Origin of the sequence: Xanthomonas sp. NCPPB 3582, assembly GCF_041475735.2 — a bacterium.
GTDB lineage: Bacteria > Pseudomonadota > Gammaproteobacteria > Xanthomonadales > Xanthomonadaceae > Xanthomonas > Xanthomonas codiaei.
This window is the reverse complement of the sequence record NZ_CM192968.1, coordinates 5,054,404-5,072,295: the sequence shown is the minus strand read 5'-3', so window position 1 is coordinate 5,072,295 and position 17,892 is coordinate 5,054,404. Positions and strand designations below refer to the sequence as shown.

Sequence of the window (17,892 nt, the reverse complement as noted above, 5' to 3'; positions counted from 1 at the left end):
GAAGGGAAGGCGACGGCCGGAGAGGCGCAGTTGCATGTCATCTGCCGGCGGGCATCGTGATGCCAGGCGCAATCGCTGCGGCTGGCGAGCTTACTCCGGCACGTGCAGATAGCTGGGCGGCACATGCGGCGTCAGCCAGACGCCATTGTCGGCCTGGAAAAAGCCGAACCCGGCATCGTGCATCTGCAGGCTGTGCACGCCGAGCACGACCGGCGTGCCGTGGCGTGCCCGACGGTCGTAGCGGTTTGCGGATCGGCGGACAAATGGACGTGGTGGCGCTGGCCCGGCTGCAAGCCTTGCGCCAGGATCGCTTCGAGAAAGCGCGTGGCGGTGCCGTGATACAGCATCCGAGGCGGACGCAGCGCCTGGTGCCGCAGTGCGACGGTTGGCGTGGAGTGGCCTTGTGCGGCACGGATGCGCAGGCCGTCGTCGGACAGCGTGAAGCGTTGCTTGTCGCTTTGCGCAACCACTGCCTGCAGCAATTCCATATCGAGCTGGCGGCCTGAGGCTGCGGCGCCGGCAATGACGGCGTGGATGTCTACCCAACCGTCCTGATCGAGCGTCAAGCCGATCGCCTCCGGCGCATGCCGCAGGACATAGCTGAGGAACTTGCTGGTGTCGGTCAGCTGCTGAGACATGGTGTGCCTTTGCTTCGTTGCAGAGACGTGCTGCCGCGTGCCTGGGCTGCCTGGTGGGCGGCACACGTTTGCCGGTCCAGCGTACACGCTTGCCGGGTGGGTCGCCCCCGGATGGGTGGCGACGCGGTCTTGGGCGTGGGTTGCCTTGCAGTGACCGCAGGGCCGCCAGATCCACGTGTGCCGCAATGGACGTGTCCGTTGCATGCCATCGCGTGACTGCGCGGTGCTATCGTGCGCGGATGCCCAGGGTCGCTGCCACCGTTCGCTGCAAGGCCACGCTGCTGGAACCTGCAGCGCCCAAGGCGGCCACCTGGCTATTTCTGCAGCTGCCCGCCGCAGCAAGCAACACGCTGCCCACGCGCAGCATGGTGACCGTCACCGGCACATTCGCCGGGCAGCCGTTGCAGGCCACGCTTGAACCGGATGGACAGGGCGGGCATTGGCTCAAGGTCGACCATGCCTTGCAGCAGGCAGCCGGCGTGGCTGCCGGTGACGAGGTCGCAGTGGAGATGACGCCGGTGGACGTGGAACCCGAGCCGGTGGTGCCGGACGATCTGCATGCCGCACTGGCCGCGCAGCCGGCCGCGCGTGCGACCTGGGACGACATCACCGCGCTGGCGCGGCGCGACTGGATCGTCTGGATCGTGTCGGGCAAGAAGGCCGCCACGCGGGTCAAGCGCATCGCCACCGCCTGCGACATGCTGGCGTCGGGCAAGCGCCGTGCGTGCTGCTTCGACCGCTCCGGGATGTACAGCAAGTCGTTGACCGCACCGACGCCAAAAGCGAGCTGAAGCGCCACGCTGAGCCTGAAGGTCGCAGTGGAACGACGGCGGTGCAGGCCGCACCTCGGCCGTTTTCCACCCGCGCGCTGTAGACGGACTAGCCGCTTGCGCGAGACCTGCCTATGCGCCGAAATGCTTACATGCGTCACACCAGCACGCACCTATACTCCGGAGCTGCCCCACCAAAGAGGTTCCGACCGCATGAGCGCACCCCCATCGTCTCCAATTGCCGCCGGTTCCGGCGCAGCGCCCGGCAGCCTTCGCCGCTCGGTGTCCAATACGCTCAAGGGGTCGGCCGGCAATCTGGTCGAGTGGTACGACGTCTACGTCTACTCGGTGTTCGCCACCTACTTCGAATCGCAGTTCTTCTCCAAGGAAGACAAGAACGCCACCCTGTTCGTGTGGGCGATCTTTGCGATGACCTTCCTGATGCGGCCGATCGGTGCGTGGTACTTCGGCCGCTTCGCCGACCGCTACGGCCGCCGCCTGGCGCTGACCATCTCGGTGTCGATGATGGCGCTGTGCTCGTTCGTCATCGCGATCACGCCCACCGTGGCCACCATCGGTATCGCCGCGCCCATCATCCTGTTGCTGGCGCGGTTGCTGCAGGGCTTTGCCACCGGCGGCGAGTACGGCACCAGCGCGACCTATATGTCCGAAGCGGCGATTCCCGGACGGCGCGGGTTCCTGTCCTCGTTCCACTACGTCACCCTGGTGGGCGGCCATGTGCTGGCGCAGGCCACCTTGCTGGTGATGCTGCATTTCTTCGATGCCTCGCAGGTATCGGCGTGGGGCTGGCGGGTGGCGTTCGGCCTGGGCGGTGTCGGTGCGCTGGTGGTGTTCTGGTTGCGCCGGACCATGGACGAGTCGTTGAGCTCCGAATCCATCGCCGATTCGCGTACCGGCAAGGCCAGGGCCTCGGGCTCGATGCGCGAGCTGTTCGTCAACCAGTGGCGCCCGTTGCTGCTGTGCTTCCTGATCACTGCCGGCGGCACCATCGCGTTCTACACCTACTCGGTGACCGGCCCGAAGATGATCCAGAGCGCGTTCGCCGGCGGCGACGTGATGGCCGGCACCATCATCAACCTGGTGGCGCTGACGGTGTTGATGCTGATGCAGCCGGTGGGCGGCTGGTTGTCGGACATCGTCGGCCGCAAGACCTTGCTGGTGTTCTTCGGCATCGGCGGCGTGCTGTATACCTGGTTCCTGGTGATGGAACTGCCCAAGCAGACCGACTGGCTGATGGCCTTCGCCATCCTCACCGTGGGCTTTGTGATCCTGACCGGCTACACCTCGATCAACGCCGTGGTGAAGGCCGAACTGTTTCCCACCCATGTGCGTGCGCTGGGCGTGGGCCTGGGCTACGCACTGGCCAACTCGGCCTTCGGCGGTACCGCGCCGCTGCTGTACCAGGCCTCGTTGAAGACCGGGCATGTCAGCGAGTTCGTGATCTACGCCACGGCGGTAATCGCGGTGTCGCTGGTGGTCTACATGTTCTTCCTGACCAATAAGGGCAGCAACTGGCTGGATGACGAAGCGGCGATGCGCAAGCGCGTGCGGTGAGGTTGCTTGCGCGTGCGGTGAGGCGGCTTGTCGGCCGTGCGAGAGCGGCACAGTCGGCAAGCGCGTCACTGCACGCAGCGATCGCCAGGGGGCTGGTCGTCCTCCACGCATGGGCGCGAGATCGCAGGGGCCACCACACCCACGTGAGCCAGATGGCTGCCCTCGTAACGGATGGAGGGTGACAACCGCATCGTCACGTCGCCATGCATCCATTCCACTGCAACCGCCATCGATCAGGCACCGGCTGCGACGCGCGATCCGCACATCGATTCCCGACTCCCCAACTCATACCTCCCGCAACGTCCGAAACGCGTACATATCCGCAAACGTGCAGAAGTGAAAGCGCGGGATCGTGATCGGACCCGCTGCCGCCAGTCGCTCGAGCCAGTCGCCCACTGCAGTGCGATAGGCGGCCTGTTCTGCGCCATCGAGCGTCTGACACAGGTAGGCCAGCGAGATATGAAACTGGAAATTGACGTAGTCCGGGCGCTGCAGGCGGGTCAGCGTCATCAGCCCCTGGCGCGCGGTTTCCAGGCGCTGTGCGGTCTGCGTATCGGCAGGGCGCAGCGGGATGAGCAGATTGTCATTGTTGCCGGTCCGTGCCGCAGCCGGATCGACCACAAAGCTGCATGCACCCAGTGGCGCCGCAGTGCGCTGCCTCAACCGCGCGAGAAAATCGGCATGGATATCGCTCAATGCCACATCGCGCGTCAGATCGCCCGGCCATGGCCCGCTGGCGCGGTCGCTCTCGTTGACCCCGCCCAGCAGGGTCACGTGATAACTGCTGGGCGGCAGCAGCGCGAACTTGTTCGCGAAGCGGTGCTCGGGCAGTTCGCGGTAGATGTCCAGCACGCGGTCGAAGCTGTCGTAGCCATCGCCCTGTTGTTCGAGATGACCAACGAAGGTATTGCCGGCAAACGGCATCGGCCGCCTGGAGTGCAGGAACTTGCGGCCCACATCCGGCGGTGGCGGTGTCTCGGCCAGCGTGGGCAGGGCGGTGGCCAACACCGCGGTGCCTGCAGCGGCGGCCAGCAGCCGGCGGCGGCTGAAGGGGGTATCCAGACATGACGACATGCACAGCTCCTCAGAGTTTGACGTTGACGCCGAGCATCACGGTGGGGGCCATCTTCCACGCCGATTGCACGTATTCCTGATGACGGCCGATGCGGTACTGGTAGCCCTGACCGGCCAGATTGAGCACGTCCAGGCTCACGGCCAGCGTGGGCGACACATCCCAGGCCAGTTTTAGATCCAGACGGTCCAGTGGTTGCTGGTAGCGGTTGCGATAGAACTCCTGCTGGCTGCTGTAGTTGGGGTAGCGGTCGTCCCACAGCTCGCCGGTGCGGCTCCAGGCCAGCGTGCTGCGCAGCGGCCCGCGGGCGTAATTCAGGGTCAGGTTCCACAACTGCTTGGGCTGCTGCGGCAGCACGTCCAGCGTGGTGCGGCTGCCATCGCCGAGCACCACCGGGTAGTCCACGTGCAGGAACGTCACATTGGCGGTCACCGACAGGCCGTCCAGCGCAGGCCGCCATGACCCCAGCTCCTTGATGGCCCCCAGCTCGGCGCCGCGCAGGCGCACCGGCCAGTCCACATTGCGCGGCTGGGTGACCAGCACCTGCTCGCCGTCGATGCTGTCCATCTGCCCGTAGCGGAAGATTTCATCCGTGATGGTCTTGTGGAACAGCGCCACCGACAGCAGGCTGCCGCCGTCGTCGAAGCTCCAGTCATGGCCAAGGTCCAGGTTCTGCGAGCGGCGTGGCTGCAGTTCCGGGTTGCCCTGGTTGAGCGTCGGCGGCGTGCTGCCTGGCGTGAGCACGCCGCCGTTCAAGGCCATCTGGTCCAGCCGCGGGCGCCCGATCGAGCGCGAGACGCCGATGCGCAGCGTGCCGTTGGCGCTGGTCTGCAGTTGCCCGCTGAGCGATGGCAACCAGTTGCGGTAGGTGCGCACCGCGCTGACCGGCGTCCAGGTGGTTCCGCTCAGCTGCTGGCCGGCGCTGGCAAAGCGCGTCTGCTCCAGGCGGATGCCGCCGGCCAGCAGCCAGCGCTCGCCGCGCCATTGCGCCTGGGCAAAGCCGGCGCGCACCTGTTCGTCGACGGCGTAACTGCCGCTGTTCTGCGCGGTGGTGTCCGCCACCCCGCGCGCTTGGCCGGCCAGCGCATCCCAGCGCGCGTCGGCCAATGCCGGGTCGATGGTCATCATCTCCGCGTTGCAGCCCAGGGCGCAGGTCGGGCTGCCGAGCACGTCGGCCAGGGTGCCAGGCAAGCCGTTCCAGGTGGTGCGCTGCACAGCGGTGCGCATGTGCGTGCGCACCTGCCGCGCGCCAACGGCCAGCCCCAACCCGCGGTTGTCCTCGTCCATGTTGCGACGCAGCTCCAACTGCAGGTCGCCAACCCGTTCGGCGTAGTCGGTGCGCTCCTGCTGGTGATAGGCGTTGGGATAGCGCGCCGGGTCGTCGGCCAGGGCCGGGTCCAGCGGCGTGAAGGCGGGCAGCGTGTCGCTCCAGTCGAACCCGTATGCCAGGCGGTTTTGCTGGAAGCGGTCCCAGGTCTGCGGGTTGTCCACCGTGGCGCGCGAGGTGCTCGCGCGCAGCGCGGCGCGCCATTGCGCCGGCAGCTCGGCCAGGAGTTCGCCGTTGATGCCCGACAGCGCGCGCTTCCAGCGCAACTGCCCCAGTTCGACGTACTGATTCAGGTTATCGAGCGTACCGCCCTGCGGGCCGGTGCGGGTCAGGCGCGCGCTGTTCTGCACTTGGGCGTTCTGGGTATAGCGGTCCGAGGCCTCGCGCTGGCGGAAGCTGTAACCGGACACATGGCCGCTGAGCGGACCGTCCGGCTGCCAGTCCACGCGTGCGGTGAGGCCGCGCCGTTGCCGGGTGTTGTCGTAGTTGTACCAGCGCCGCTCGCTGGGCACCGCGTCGCCCACGCCGCCATAGGGCACCGGAGCGCGCGTGCCGTCGGCGTTGTACCAGTTCAGGGCGCCGCCGTTTTCCTGCTGCGGCACCGGGATCTCGCGGCGCCAGAAGCTGGCTGCGCCCAGGAATGCAAACTCGCCGTCACGCCCGAAGCGCTTGCCCCATTTGAGCTCGCCTTCGCCCACTGGCGTACGGCCGCCATAGCGGCTTCCCATCAGGTTGGCGCCGCCTTTGGCCGAGGCGGTCAGCAGGCCGTCCGGACGGCCGAAGCCGGTGGCGGTGACCAGGTTGGTGACGCCGCCGATCGCGCCACCGTCGTTTTCAGGCAGGAACGACTTCACCACGTCGATGCGGTCGACAAAGTTGGCCGGTAGCACATCCATCATTGCTTGGCGGCTGCCGATGTCGTTGCTTGCGAATGCAAAGCCGTCGATCAGCATGCTGTTGTAGTTGCCGTTGAGGCCGCGCACTGTCACGTAGCGCGGCTCGCCCTGGTACTCCACGGTGCTCACGCCGGTGACGCGGCGCAGCGCATCGCCGACGTTGAAATCCGCCAGTTGCCCGATGCTGTCGGCGGCAACCGAATCCACGATCGTGGGCGCGGCCTGCTTGGTGGCGATGGCCCGGCTGTTCTGCGACTGGAAGGAGGTCCGCACCTGCACCGCATCCAGGGTTTGCGCCGTGGCATCGGCGGATGCGGCGATGGCCTGCGCCGGCATCTGCATCCAGCCCACCACGGCCATGCCCAGCGCGTAGGACAGTATGCGACGCTGTGGGACGCGGGCTGCAGCGGGCCCAAGCGGGCCAGGGAACGAGGGATGAAAAAGACGCATGGCACTATCCGCGCTGTCGGGCGGCCCCAACACGGTAGCCGTAGGCGAATTAAATTAATCTGCTTAATTTAAACTTGTGTGACACTACCGGTCCTTCTGCTGCCCCATGTCTTCCTTTTTCGCCCACGCGGCCATCCGTTCGCATTACCGCCGCCGTAGCGACGGCCAGGCAGCCGGTTCCAGCGAGCGCGCGTTGCTGGATCTGATCCGCAGCGCCGGCCAGGTGGCGCGTGCCGACCTGCCGCGCGCCAGTGGGCTCAGCGTTCCTGGCACCAAGGGCATCATCGACCCGCTGGTTGCCCATGGGCTGCTCCAGCTCGGCCCGTCGCTGCGGCGCGGTCGCGGCCAACCCAGCGTCCAGTTGAGTCTGGTGCCCGACTACGCGTACAGCGTGGGGGTGTCGTTGATGGTCGATGGCATCGCGGTGGTGCTGATCGACTTCGCAGGCCAGGTGCGCGGCATGCGCCAGCTCACCGCGTTCCCGCTGACGCTGGACCTGGTCGCGGCGCGGCTGCCGGACCTGGTGGAGCAGTTGCTGCAGGCCGCCGGCGTGGACCGGCAGCGGTTGTTCGGGGTGGGTGTCAGCATGACCGGCCCGCGCATCGGCGACGGCACGCGGGTCAACCCGCCGCTCACGCTGGCCGCCGACTGGATGCAGGTGGAGCTGGACCGGTTCATCGCCGACCGCCTGCAGCTGCCGGTGTGGATGGACAACGACGCCCACTGCGCGGCCCTGGCCGAAGCCTTGTACGGAGTCGGCCGGCAATCGCCGGATCTGGTCTACCTGACGATCGCCGACGGGTTTGCCGCGGGCGTGATCGCCGCCGGTCGGGTGCGCCGCGGCGCGCACGGCAATGTGGGCGAACTGGGGCGTATCTCGGCCATCACCGGCAGCGCGCGGCCAACGCTGGAAAGCCTGCGCCAGGCGCTCGTCGCCGATGGCCATGTGCTGGCGGACCTGCACACCATGCTGCAGCACTACGATCCGGCGTGGCCGCAGATCGACGCCTGGCTGGATGCGGTGCAATCCACCGTGACCCTGGCGGTGGCGGCGATCATCGCGTTGATCGACCCGCGCGTCATCGTCTTCGGCGCGCGTCTGCCGGCAGATCTTGCGCAGCGGCTGATCGCCCGTGTCGCCTTCGAGCCCGCACCACGGCGCGGCGTCGCATCGCCGTATCCGGCGTTGCTGGTCGGGCAGGTGCAGGCACATGCCACGGTGCTGGGCGCGGCCATGCTGCCGTTCAAGGAAACGCTGTTCTAGCCGCAGGTGGTGGAGCAGCCGATGCGCGTGCCGGCGTTGCGCCGGGGCGTCGTTTCGCATCGCGGCGGCAGAGTTCGCCTCGGTTGCGCATTGTCATATGCCAGGCGCTTTACTGGCCGCCCGCAGTGCTCTTGAGGTCGTCATGCGTATTGCCCCTTCGCAACCAGCCGCCACGCCCACCACCGCGCTGGCAACACCGACGCACACCAGCCCGGCCACCCCGATGGAGCTGCCGCACCTGCCCGGCGGTAACCCGCCACTGGGTCCACGCCCGCGTCGCCAGGCGCTGATGCAACCGCCACTGGTGCCGTTGGACGACAGCGCCATGACCGGCAAGCAGGCATTGGTGGCACTGGACAGCGAGTTTTCGGAGCAACGCCTGGCCGAAGTGCAGGCAAGGCAGATCACCGTGCAGGCCGCGCAAAGCACGCTGGCCAAGCAGCTTGCAAAGGCCGGCAAGGCGACCGGACCCGCCAGCATCGCGGCACGCTTTGCCGCCGGAGCGCTGGAGCCGGTGTATCTGGACACCGCCGCGTTCGAAGCGATGACAGCCGGTTTGCCGGATCGCTCCCGAGCAGCGGCCGGCCCGGTGCTGGTCGATGCGCAACAAGGCCGCATCATCTTCGATCTGCAACGCGCGTTTGCGCATGACGACACCTTCAGCGATGCAGCACGCACCGCATTGGGCAAGGCGTTGGATCTGCCAGGCACTCTGCTGAAAACACAGGGCTGGCTGAAGCCCACCGCACCCACCCAGCCGCGCCGCAAGTTGCAGCAGGCCGCGCGCTACCACGGGCACGAGGTGCCGGCGCGCGACGGCGGCGCAGCCTTCTTCAAGGCCAACGACCATCATCTGGTGGCCGGAAAGGAAGCGCTGTTGCGCAAGCACCGCAAGGAGCTCGTGCACGACGCGTACTTCCAGGCGCCCAGCACGCGCGCGCTGGGCAAGGACGTGATGGTGCACCGGGGCCTGTTCGACAACCACGCCGGCATTCCGGAAAACTCGCTGGCCGCCATCGATCGCGCCTATGCACAGGGGTATCGCAACCTGGAGCTGGATGTCTAGGTCAGTGCCGACGGCGTGCCGGTCTTGATGCACGACTTCAGCATTGGCCGCATGACCGACGATCCGCAGAACAGGCTGGTCTCGCAGGTACCGTTCGCCCAGTTGCGCGAGATGCCGCTGGTGATCCGCAACCCGGTCGATGGCAACTTCATCAAGACCGATCAGACCATTGCCGCGGTGGAGCAGGCACTGGAGCACGCGCTGCAGAAGCCGGAGGCGATGTCGGTGGCGCTGGATTGCAAGGAAGATACCGCCGAGGCGGTGGCGATGCTGCTGATGCGCCGGCCGGACCTGCGCCAGGGGGCCGCGATCAAGCTGTATGCCAAGTACTACACGGGCGGCTTCGATCAATTTCTGTCCAATCTGTACAAGCGCTACCAGATCAATCCGCTGCACTCCCAGGATGCGCCACGCCGGGCCGCACTCGATCGGCTGCTGGCCAAGATCAATGTGGTGCCGGTCTTCAGCCAGGGCATGCTTGCCGACGCGCAGCTGCGCCAGTTCTTCCCGGGCAAGGACGAGGGCCCGGAGGGACTGGCCGACACTGCGGTGCAGTGGCTGGAAAGCTGGAACCGGATGCGCCCGGTCATCGTGGAGGCGGTGGCCACCGATCAGCAAAGCGCTGCAGGCAAGGCCATGGAGCTCGCACGCGCACGCCTGCGCCAGCCGGACTCGTCCTACGCGCAGGCGGCGTTTTCGTCCGGCTATCGGTACGAGGATTTCTCCCTGCCGCGCGCCAACCACGACAAGGACTATTACGTCTGGCGCAACTTCGGCGAGATGCAGAAGCTCAGCGGCGAATCCTTCGGGATCCAGCGCACCACCGCCGGTGCCTTTCGCGATGCCGGCGAAAGCCTGCTGACCGACCAGCCCGAGGAAGAACTGCTCGCGTTGCTGGAAAACCGCACGCTGGCACGTGGTCACACCGGCATGGAGCTGGACCTGCCGCCAGACACCCCCATCGACACCGCACGCGATGCGGCGATCGTGGCGCAGCGCACCGGCGAATTCCGCGCCGCCTCCAGGCCCGCCGACCCGGCCCATGTGGCGGCAGTGCGCGAAGGCCGCCTTCTGGATCGCTCGGCAGAACCTGCGCACGACAGCGCAGCCAGGCAGGCGGTGGATGCACGCGCCCAATCCCTGGGGCGACTGACCGATCAGTACCGTGGTGCACCGGTGACCCATTACCTCAACGAGCAAGCCAAACAGACCGAGCCAGAAGAGTGATGACGGCGCACTGATCCTGCGCCGGCGCGCGTGGCCCGGCGGCATGACCGCTTGCGTGGTCGCCAATGGGTGCGCGCCTTGCAGTGTTGCGGGTGGACATCGCCTTCGCCGGCAAACTGCACCGGCGCTCCCGCCCAGGACGCGCGCACTGCGCCACCACTGCGCCTGCTGCGGCGCTACGGCGTCTCCAGCAACGGAATCACCTCGCGGTCCTGCGCGTCCACCGCCACCAGGCGCTGCAGCAGCAGCGACAAGGTCACCACGTCCTGGTGGTTGTGCTCGGCCACGCGGCGCAGGTTGCGCGCGCTGCCGCCGCGCAGGTAGCTCAACCAGGCGGCCGGCGCTTCGGAGCCGGGCAGGTCGTCCTCGCGCACCACGCGCAGCAGTTGCCGCTCGATGGTGGACAGCTTGCAGTTCTCCCAGGTGCCGCGATAGCGCCGGCGCGTGGGAAACAGCAGGTCCACATGGTCCAGCGCGGAGATCGGGTCGCCGCGGCGCGCCAGCCGGTAGCGCGTCTTCAACAACGGCGCGTCGTAGCAGCGGCCGTTGTAGCTGGACAACACCGTGCGCGGCGACAGCCAGCTGCGGAACAGATCCAGCATCGCGCCTTCTGCTGCCATCGTGGACATCATCAACTGGCGCACGCGCAGCCCGCTGCCTTGCGCCTGGTCCATGTACCAATCGGCCACGCCGATCATGAAGGCGCGCGTGCCGGTACCGCCGGCCAGGCCAGTGGTTTCGGTATCGAAGAACAGCAGGTCCAGCGGGTCGACCGTGTCCTGGCGTTTGGCGAAGGCCAGCGAGAGTGCTTGGCCCGGAATCGGTTGCGGCAGGAAGGCTTCGATCAGATGCAGGCCCGGTGCGATCTCGTTGCCTGGCAGCTGCCGATCGGTAGAGGCCGCAGGCAGCGGCGTGTGCGGCGAGATCGCCCGTTCGCGCAGGCCGATCATCCTGCGCAGGCCGGCGATGTCGGTGCGTCGCTGCAGCGGCGGTGTCGACGATGGTGTCGTGCTGTTGCGCGCTACCGGCGAGCGGCCAACGATTTCCGCATGCACGGCATCGACAGCGGGTGCCGACGCGGGTGTGTGGCGCACATCGTGCTCCACCCACGCGAATACCGATGCCTCGCGCGCAGGCGGTGGAGGCGACGGCAAGGTGCGGCGCACAGGCGTGGCGGCGGCGGTGTGTGCGCGTACGTCATGCGAACGGCTGCTCACGGCACCCTCGTGTGCAGGCGCTGTAGCGCGCGCAGGTGCGCGTGCAGCAGGTGACACTGCGCTGGATGCCGCAGCCCGCTGCGCACGCGTCGGCAGCGCCGCATCGTCCTTGCGCGTTGCAGGCGTCAACCCGCCAACCTGACGGCGTAGCAGGCGCAGACGCTCCGCGCTGACGCCCGGGACGGTGCCAGGCGCAGGTGGTGTCGCGTTCTGCGTCGAAGATGATCCCGCTGGCGCAGCGCTGCCGGCGCCCATGCGCGCGCTGCCTGCAACAGCGTCAACGGCGGCTGCATCGGCGGCTGGTCGCCTGGCCATGGCTGCACGCATCGGTGGAGCAGGAGACTGCGCTGCGCCTGCGATGTCCCAGGCCGGCGCCGCATCGGTCGTGCCGCTCTGCGCGGTGGCCTGTGTATCGCAGCGCAGCGTTTCACTGCGCTGCGCCGCAGCCGGCGCAGGCGCGTCCGCATGCCCCGCCTGGCGCCGCAGCAGCCGCAGTCGCTCCGCACTTACGCTCATGCAAGCACGTCCAGCGCCAGATCCTCGTCCACCTGGGTGGCATGGCGTAGCGGCGCATCGGCATCGAACAACAATGCCAGTACCGTCAACGCCAGCGACTTGGGCGATTCGCCCTTGCCTTGCTCGTGCGCGGCCAGCACCGGGCCCACGCAGGCCGGGCAGCCGGCGCTGCAATCGCAACGCCGCACCAATTCATCGGCGCGCTGCAGCAGCTCGGCCTGACGCAGCCATAGCGGCTCGCTCAGGCCCACGCCTCCGGGGAAGTTGTCGTACAGGTACACCGTGGGCACGAAGGCCTGCTGCAGTTCCACCGCGCCTTGCTCGCCTTCTTCCACTCCGCGCAGTTGCCCGCGCCCGGTCTGGTCGGCGACCGCGAACCACGCGCCATCGCCGTTGCCGACGGCTTTCTGCAGATCGCGCGCATCGGCCATCACCGCCACCGTGGCCACCACGTGCAACGCGTACGCCGCGCCCAGGAATCCGTCCAGCGCATCCTGCCTGGAGGCGAAGGCCTTGCCCAGCGTGGCCTGTGGCAGCTGCCACCACACCGCGGTGGTGTGCAGTTCCTGGTCGGGCAGGTTCACCGGCCCGTAGCCGATGTTCTCGTGCGTGTAGTAACGGATCTTCTTGTAGCCGGAGACACGCCGCACCACATGCACCTCGCCATGGTGCGAATCGCCACGGCCGGCCAGGCTGCCGTCGAAGCGGTCCAGCACCTTGAGCTTGGTGTAGTCGATGCTGTCGGTGTAGTAGTCCACATGCGTGCGCGTCACATAGGCCTTGCGGCCCTCCCAGTCCAGCCGCTCCACCTGGTACGGCGTGCTCTGCACCATGTGGATGGCACCTTCGTACAAGGTGAGCGCGGCGGCCGAATAATCCACCTCGGCGATGATCTGCTGCTTGCCATCGCTCTTGTCCACCACCACGAAATTGCCGTCGGCCACCGAGCGCAGGCTCACCGCGTTGGCCGGGTAGCTGTCGGCGATCCATTCCCAGCGCTCGCCCTCCTGGTGGATCACTTCGCTTTCGGCCAAGGCTTCCAGGAACACCAGCGGGTCGATCGGGCCGAACGGTTCGCTGGCGATGAACGGCAATTCGAACGCCGCGCAGCGGATATGGTCGAACAGGATCAGCGGTTGGTCCGGCGCAATGCGCGCATGCTCGGGCGAGGCATCGGCAAAGAAATCCGGGTGCCGCACCACATACTGGTCCAGCGGTTGCGAGCTGGCCACCAGCACGCCCAGCGCCGGTTGCTGGCGCCGCCCGGCACGGCCGAAACGCTGCCAGGTGGCCGCCACGCTGCCGGGGTAGCCATTGAGGATCACCACGTCCAGCGCGCCGATATCCACGCCCAGTTCCAGCGCAGAGGTCGAGATGATGCCGTCGATGTTGCCGGCCCGCATCGCCCGCTCCACTTCGCGCCGCTCGGTGGGCAGGTAACCGCCGCGGTAGGCGCGGATGCGCGCCGGCTTGCGCGGGTCGTGGTCGAAGATGTCTTTGAGGTACTTGGTCAGCACCTCCACCATCAACCGCGTCTGCGCGAACACCAGCGTCTTCAGCCCGCTCTTGATCGCGATGCGCGCAATGCGGTTGCTCTGCGAACGTGCCGAGGCGCGCAGGCCCAGGTCCGCATTGACCACCGGCGGATTCCACAACAGCACATGCTTGTCGCCGGTGGGCGCGCCGGACTCGGTGATCGCATGCACCTGTTCTTCGATCAGGGCCTGCGCGTGCGCATGCGGGTTGCCGATGGTGGCCGAGCACAGGATGAACTGCGGGTTGGCGCCGTAGAACGCGCAGATACGCTTGAGCCGGCGCAGCACGTTGGTGACATGGCTGCCGAACACCCCGCGGTAGGTGTGGATCTCGTCGATCACCACATAGCGCAGGTTCTCGAAGAACTGCGCCCACTTGGTGTGATGCGGCAGGATCGCCTGGTGCAGCATGTCCGGGTTGCTCACCACGATGTCGCCATGCAGGCGGATCGCCTGGCGCGCATCGCCCGGCGTATCGCCGTCGAAGGTGAAGGCCTTGACCCCCAGCTCGCCGGCGCGATTGAGTTCCAGCAACTCGGCCACCTGATCCTGCGCCAGTGCCTTGGTCGGGAACAGGTACAGCGCCTTGGCCCCGGCGGTCATCGCCGCGCTCACCACCGGCAGCGTGTAGCACAGCGATTTGCCCGAGGCGGTGGGCGTCACGATCGCCACATGCTCGCCACGCTGGCTCGCCGCCCAGGCCTCGGCCTGATGGCTGTAGAGCTGGCCGATGCCGCGCGCGCGCAGTGCGTCGGCGAGTGCGGCCGGCACATCGTCCGGGATCGGCGCATAGCGGCCTTCGCGCCCGGGCAGGGTGAAGCTACCGGTGATGCGGTCCTGGTAGCGCCGTTCCAGGCGCTGGGTGAGCAGTGCGCCGTCGCCGCTGGGACGCCCATCGGTGGTGGCCAGGGCGCGTTCGGCGGCTTCGGTGCGGGGAGCGAGGGCAAACGGAGGCATACGGCAGCTCCCAAAGAGGGGCATGAGACAGGGGAGGCGTCTCAGGGTATGAGACACGGCCCGAATGGGCGAGCCCGTGTCACTGAGCGAATTCAGCAAGCAGGTATGCTGTGGCCCCCACTGCGCCATGCCCGACCTGCGCGCTATGGGCTCCCCCTTTCGAAGACCCGCCGTGCCCGTGCCCCCCAGCGCCCTCGCTCCGCATTACAAGACTCCCGCTGCCCGCCGTGCCGATGTCCTCGTGCATGCGGCCGGCCTGTTCCTGGCCATCGTCGGTGGCGGCTGGATGGTGTGGCGCGCGCATGCCAACCAGACCATGCTGTTTGCCACCTGCGTCTATGCGCTGGGCCTGCTGGTGATGTTCGCCTGCTCGGCCGCCTACAACTTCGCCCCACCGCAGCGCCAGCCGATGCTGCGCAAGTTCGACCACGCCGGCATCTTCGTCATGATCGCCGGCTCCTACACCCCGTTCTTCCTGGTCGCGCTCGATGGCCCCTGGCGCTGGGCCATGATCCTGGCGGTGTGGAGCGTGGCGCTGTTCGGCGTGTACGCCAAACTGTGCCTGCCCGGCATCGCCAAGGGCTTCTGGGTGGCGATCTACCTGCTGCTGGGCTGGGCGGGCATCGTGGTGGTCAACCAGATGATCGCCGGGCTGGACAGCGCGGTGCTGTGGCTCATCGTCGCCGGCGGCGCGTTCTACACCGTGGGCGTGGGCTTCTACGTGCGCAAGTCCATGGTCTACAACCGCGCCATCTGGCATGCCCACGTGCTGGGCGGCGCGCTGTCGCACTGGTATGCGATCTGGCTGTGCCTGCGGCCGTTCAGCGAGGGGTGAGGGCGCAGTTTGGCGTCCTCGGGCCGGCCGCTTGCCTCGCCCTAAGTGATACTTCAATGTCACTCCATGCGCACCGAACTTGTCACCACGCTCAAACGTCAGGCTACCGAACTTCTTGCAGCTGCAGAGCGCGACAAGGAGCCAATCCTGATCACACAGCACGGTTTACCCAGTGCCTATCTGGTGGATGTTGCCAGCTATGAGCGCATGCAGCAGCGCATGGCGCTCCTCGAAGGAATTGCCCGTGGAGAAATGGCAGTAGCGGAAGGCCGTACGCTGAGCCATGAACAGGCACAGCAACGCATGGCGCGATGGCTGAAATAATCTGGTCGGTGCCGGCATTGGCTGATCTGGACGCGATTGCCGGCTACATCGCAATTGACAACTTGCCCGCTGCAGCGGCACTGGTGAAACGGATGTTCGCGCACGTTGAGCAATTGATCGAACACCCGGACAGCGGAAGCCGGCCACAGGAACTCAAGCGCTCGCGCTATCGCCAGATTGTCGAACCACCTTGCCGCGTGTTCTACCGCCTGGATGGGGCAGCGCATCGTGGTGGTGCACGTCATGCGCCCGGAGCGCGCGCTTCGCAAGAACCGTCTTTCACGCTAGGAGCGGCCAGCAAAACCACGGCATGGCCGCCAGGCGGGCGCGGTCGGTGTTGGGTGCACCACGCCGACACTCCGGCTGTGAGTGCGCCGTCCGCATCGAGCTGATGACTGCTCGCCACGTCGTGTTATCCGCTCTACAGCCGGCAGGCCACTCCAAGCGCCTGCCGTGCCCCGTCATTCCACCATGCGCGGTGCCAACAGGTCGCCCAATCCCACACGGTGCAGCATCTCTGCACGCAGGCGATCGAGGACCGCAAAGCCCACATCGGCGCCATCGCCGGCCGGGTCGATATGCACCCGGAACGGCCGCTTGCCGAACGGGGTGTCCACCACCTGCACGATGGTCTGCGCCACGTCGGCGACGTCGGCGTCTTCGGGCACCAGGCGCGCAAAGGCCTGCTGCACCTGGTCGCCAAAGCCTGCATACGGGCCGGCCTCGTAGGCCGCCGCGCGTGCGGTGTCCTGCGGTGCGCCGGCATGCGCGAAATGGTTGGTGCCCTTGGTGAAGGCGCCCGGCACGATGATCGAGGTCTCGATGCCCCAGCGTGCCAGCTCGCGGGCGTACTGCACCGCCAGCGCATCCATCGCCGCCTTGGCCGCGAAGTAAGGCGCCAGATACGGTGGCGTGCCGCCCGCCGAGCTGCTGCTGGACACCCAGACCAGCAGGCCCTGCTGCTGCGCCCGCAACTGCGGCAACGCCGCGCGGTTCACCCGCTGCGTGCCCAGCACGTTGATGTCGTAGAGCTGCGCCAACTGCTCGGCGGTAAAGGCCTCGGCCGGGCCGAACACCATGTGCCCGGCGTTGTGCACCACCACGTCCAGCCCGCCGGCCTCGGCCACGATGGCGGCCACCGCCGCCTCTGCCGAGTCCTGCGACTGCACGTCCAGCGCGATCGTGCGCAAGGCCAGCTGCCGCTTGCCGGCCAGGTCGGCCATCTCCTGCGCCACACCGGCATTGCGGCCGGCGGTATCGCGCATCGAGGCGTAGACGGTGTGACCTGCGGCCGCCAGGGCCTCGGCGGTCAACCGCCCGAAGCCGCTGGACGCGCCGGTCACCAGAATGCGTTTGCTCATGTCCTTGCTCATGGAGGGAAGAACGCGGCGCGCGCCCAACGCGGCGCGCCAGCGAGGTTCAAACCATGCCGCCGTTGGCGCGCAGCACCTGCCCGTTGATCCAGCCGCCGTCGGGGCCGACCAGGAACGCCACCGCCGCGGCGATGTCTTCCGGGCTACCGAGGCGTTCGAGCGGGTTGGCCTTGGACAACCGTTCGATCAGCTCCGGCGGCTTGCCGTCGAGGAACAGTGCGGTGGCGGTGGGACCGGGCGCGACCGCGTTGACGGTGATCTGGCGCCCGCGCAACTCCTTGGACAGGATTGCCGTCAGCGTTTCCACCGCTGCCTTGGTGGCCGCATACACGCCATAGGTCTCCAGCTTCAGGCCGACCACGCTGGTGGACAGATTGACGATGCTGCCGCCATCGCGCAGCCGCCGTGCAGCCTGGCGCAAGGTGTTGAAGCTGCCTTTCAGGTTGATCGCAATCTGCTTGTCGAACAGCGCATCGTCGCTATCGGCCAACGTGGCCAGCTGCATGATGCCGGCGTTGTTGACCAGCACGTCCACACCGCCGTAAGCGCCTTCTGCCGCGGCGAACAATCGCTCCACCGCCGCCGGGTCGCTGACATCGGCCTGCACGCTGATGGCACGGCCGCCAGCGGTTTCGATACCGCGTACCACCTGCTCGGCTTCGTCCGCTCGGCCGGCGTAATTGAGCACGACTGCAAATCCATCGTGCGCCAGACGCTGCGCGATGGCAGCGCCGATACCGCGTGAGGCACCGGTGACCAGGGCGACCGGCGTATTTTGTTGAGTCATGGATGTGTCCGTTTATGCCGCGGGCTGCAGCGTTGCGAAAACTATCCAATGCAATGACACGAC

11 protein-coding genes, 1 other RNA gene and 3 pseudogenes are annotated in these 17,892 nt (G+C 67.3%); 8 read left to right on the top strand and 7 right to left on the bottom strand.

Annotated features, from left to right (window positions below; translation table 11 throughout):
• Positions 1–90 precede the first annotated feature (90 nt).
• Positions 91–638, bottom strand: a pseudogene (locus ACCQ05_RS21560) (RNA 2'-phosphotransferase).
• Between the two features lie 239 nt (positions 639–877).
• Here ACCQ05_RS21560 and ACCQ05_RS21555 point away from each other — a divergent pair.
• Together ACCQ05_RS21555 and ACCQ05_RS21550 are read left to right on the top strand one after the other, a co-directional pair.
• On the top strand, positions 878–1,429 hold the full coding sequence (locus tag ACCQ05_RS21555) for a YdeI/OmpD-associated family protein (RefSeq protein ID WP_372392465.1): 552 nt from the start codon (positions 878–880) through the stop codon (positions 1,427–1,429).
• Positions 1,430–1,621: 192 nt separating this feature from the next.
• Entirely contained in the window at positions 1,622–2,983 is a 1,362-nt protein-coding gene (locus tag ACCQ05_RS21550) for an MFS transporter (RefSeq protein WP_104544070.1), read from the top strand.
• 285 nt (positions 2,984–3,268) lie between these two features.
• Here ACCQ05_RS21550 and ACCQ05_RS21545 read toward each other — a convergent pair whose 3' ends face one another.
• Together ACCQ05_RS21545 and ACCQ05_RS21540 are read right to left on the bottom strand one after the other, a co-directional pair.
• Complete coding sequence (locus ACCQ05_RS21545) at positions 3,269–4,057, bottom strand: DUF1868 domain-containing protein (protein ID WP_372392464.1); 789 nt, start codon at positions 4,055–4,057, stop codon at positions 3,269–3,271.
• A 10-nt stretch (positions 4,058–4,067) separates the two neighbouring features.
• A complete protein-coding gene (locus tag ACCQ05_RS21540; RefSeq protein ID WP_372392463.1) occupies positions 4,068–6,728 on the bottom strand; it encodes a TonB-dependent receptor in 2,661 nt (886 codons plus the stop codon).
• 106 nt (positions 6,729–6,834) lie between these two features.
• On the opposite strand from ACCQ05_RS21540, the gene ACCQ05_RS21535 reads away from it, so the two are divergent.
• Both ACCQ05_RS21535 and avrBs2 read left to right on the top strand, forming a co-directional pair.
• A complete protein-coding gene (locus ACCQ05_RS21535; protein WP_228961693.1) occupies positions 6,835–7,992 on the top strand; it encodes an ROK family protein in 1,158 nt (385 codons plus the stop codon).
• Positions 7,993–8,089: 97 nt separating this feature from the next.
• A pseudogene (avrBs2, locus tag ACCQ05_RS21530) lies at positions 8,090–10,285 on the top strand (type III secretion system effector avirulence protein AvrBs2).
• 176 nt (positions 10,286–10,461) lie between these two features.
• On the opposite strand, the gene ACCQ05_RS21525 reads toward avrBs2, so the two are convergent.
• Both ACCQ05_RS21525 and ACCQ05_RS21520 read right to left on the bottom strand, forming a co-directional pair.
• Complete coding sequence (locus ACCQ05_RS21525) at positions 10,462–12,018, bottom strand: ribonuclease H-like domain-containing protein (protein ID WP_372392461.1); 1,557 nt, start codon at positions 12,016–12,018, stop codon at positions 10,462–10,464.
• On the bottom strand, positions 12,015–14,510 hold the full coding sequence (locus ACCQ05_RS21520) for a DEAD/DEAH box helicase (RefSeq protein ID WP_372392460.1): 2,496 nt from the start codon (positions 14,508–14,510) through the stop codon (positions 12,015–12,017). The genes ACCQ05_RS21525 and ACCQ05_RS21520 overlap by 4 nt, the downstream gene beginning before the upstream one ends.
• A 172-nt stretch (positions 14,511–14,682) precedes the next feature.
• Between ACCQ05_RS21520 and trhA the strand changes: the two genes are divergently transcribed.
• From trhA to ACCQ05_RS21500, 4 genes and pseudogenes are all read left to right on the top strand, one after another.
• Positions 14,683–15,345 (top strand): PAQR family membrane homeostasis protein TrhA, encoded by a 663-nt coding sequence (gene trhA / locus ACCQ05_RS21515; protein WP_372392459.1) that lies wholly within the window; start codon positions 14,683–14,685, stop codon positions 15,343–15,345.
• Positions 15,346–15,411: 66 nt separating this feature from the next.
• Positions 15,412–15,669 carry a type II toxin-antitoxin system Phd/YefM family antitoxin gene (locus tag ACCQ05_RS21510; protein ID WP_029218202.1) on the top strand — a complete coding sequence of 86 codons (258 nt, stop codon included), beginning with the start codon at positions 15,412–15,414 and terminating at the stop codon, positions 15,667–15,669.
• Positions 15,657–15,957, top strand: a pseudogene (locus ACCQ05_RS21505) (type II toxin-antitoxin system RelE/ParE family toxin). The gene ACCQ05_RS21510 and the pseudogene ACCQ05_RS21505 overlap by 13 nt, the downstream one beginning before the upstream one ends.
• Positions 15,958–16,010: 53 nt before the next feature.
• A non-coding RNA gene (locus ACCQ05_RS21500) (sX9 sRNA) lies at positions 16,011–16,087 on the top strand.
• Between the two features lie 43 nt (positions 16,088–16,130).
• On the opposite strand, the gene ACCQ05_RS21495 is transcribed toward ACCQ05_RS21500, so the two are convergent.
• Both ACCQ05_RS21495 and ACCQ05_RS21490 read right to left on the bottom strand, forming a co-directional pair.
• Entirely contained in the window at positions 16,131–17,030 is a 900-nt protein-coding gene (locus ACCQ05_RS21495; protein WP_372392457.1) for an SDR family NAD(P)-dependent oxidoreductase, read from the bottom strand.
• Between the two features lie 58 nt (positions 17,031–17,088).
• On the bottom strand, positions 17,089–17,829 hold the full coding sequence (locus tag ACCQ05_RS21490) for an SDR family oxidoreductase (protein ID WP_372392456.1): 741 nt from the start codon (positions 17,827–17,829) through the stop codon (positions 17,089–17,091).
• Positions 17,830–17,892: the final 63 nt, after the last annotated feature.

Bases quoted from the DNA above. Each gene is read 5' to 3' on its own strand.
- ACCQ05_RS21555 (WP_372392465.1), top strand. From the start codon at position 878: ATGCCCAGGGTCGCTGCCACCGTTCGCTGCAAGGCCACGCTGCTGGAA.
- ACCQ05_RS21550 (WP_104544070.1), top strand. From the start codon at position 1,622: ATGAGCGCACCCCCATCGTCTCCAATTGCCGCCGGTTCCGGCGCAGCG.
- ACCQ05_RS21545 (WP_372392464.1), bottom strand. From the start codon at position 4,057: ATGTCGTCATGTCTGGATACCCCCTTCAGCCGCCGCCGGCTGCTGGCC.
- ACCQ05_RS21540 (WP_372392463.1), bottom strand. From the start codon at position 6,728: ATGCGTCTTTTTCATCCCTCGTTCCCTGGCCCGCTTGGGCCCGCTGCA.
- ACCQ05_RS21535 (WP_228961693.1), top strand. From the start codon at position 6,835: ATGTCTTCCTTTTTCGCCCACGCGGCCATCCGTTCGCATTACCGCCGC.
- ACCQ05_RS21525 (WP_372392461.1), bottom strand. From the start codon at position 12,018: ATGAGCGTAAGTGCGGAGCGACTGCGGCTGCTGCGGCGCCAGGCGGGG.
- ACCQ05_RS21520 (WP_372392460.1), bottom strand. From the start codon at position 14,510: ATGCCTCCGTTTGCCCTCGCTCCCCGCACCGAAGCCGCCGAACGCGCC.
- ACCQ05_RS21510 (WP_029218202.1), top strand. From the start codon at position 15,412: ATGCGCACCGAACTTGTCACCACGCTCAAACGTCAGGCTACCGAACTT.
- ACCQ05_RS21495 (WP_372392457.1), bottom strand. From the start codon at position 17,030: ATGAGCAAACGCATTCTGGTGACCGGCGCGTCCAGCGGCTTCGGGCGG.
- ACCQ05_RS21490 (WP_372392456.1), bottom strand. From the start codon at position 17,829: ATGACTCAACAAAATACGCCGGTCGCCCTGGTCACCGGTGCCTCACGC.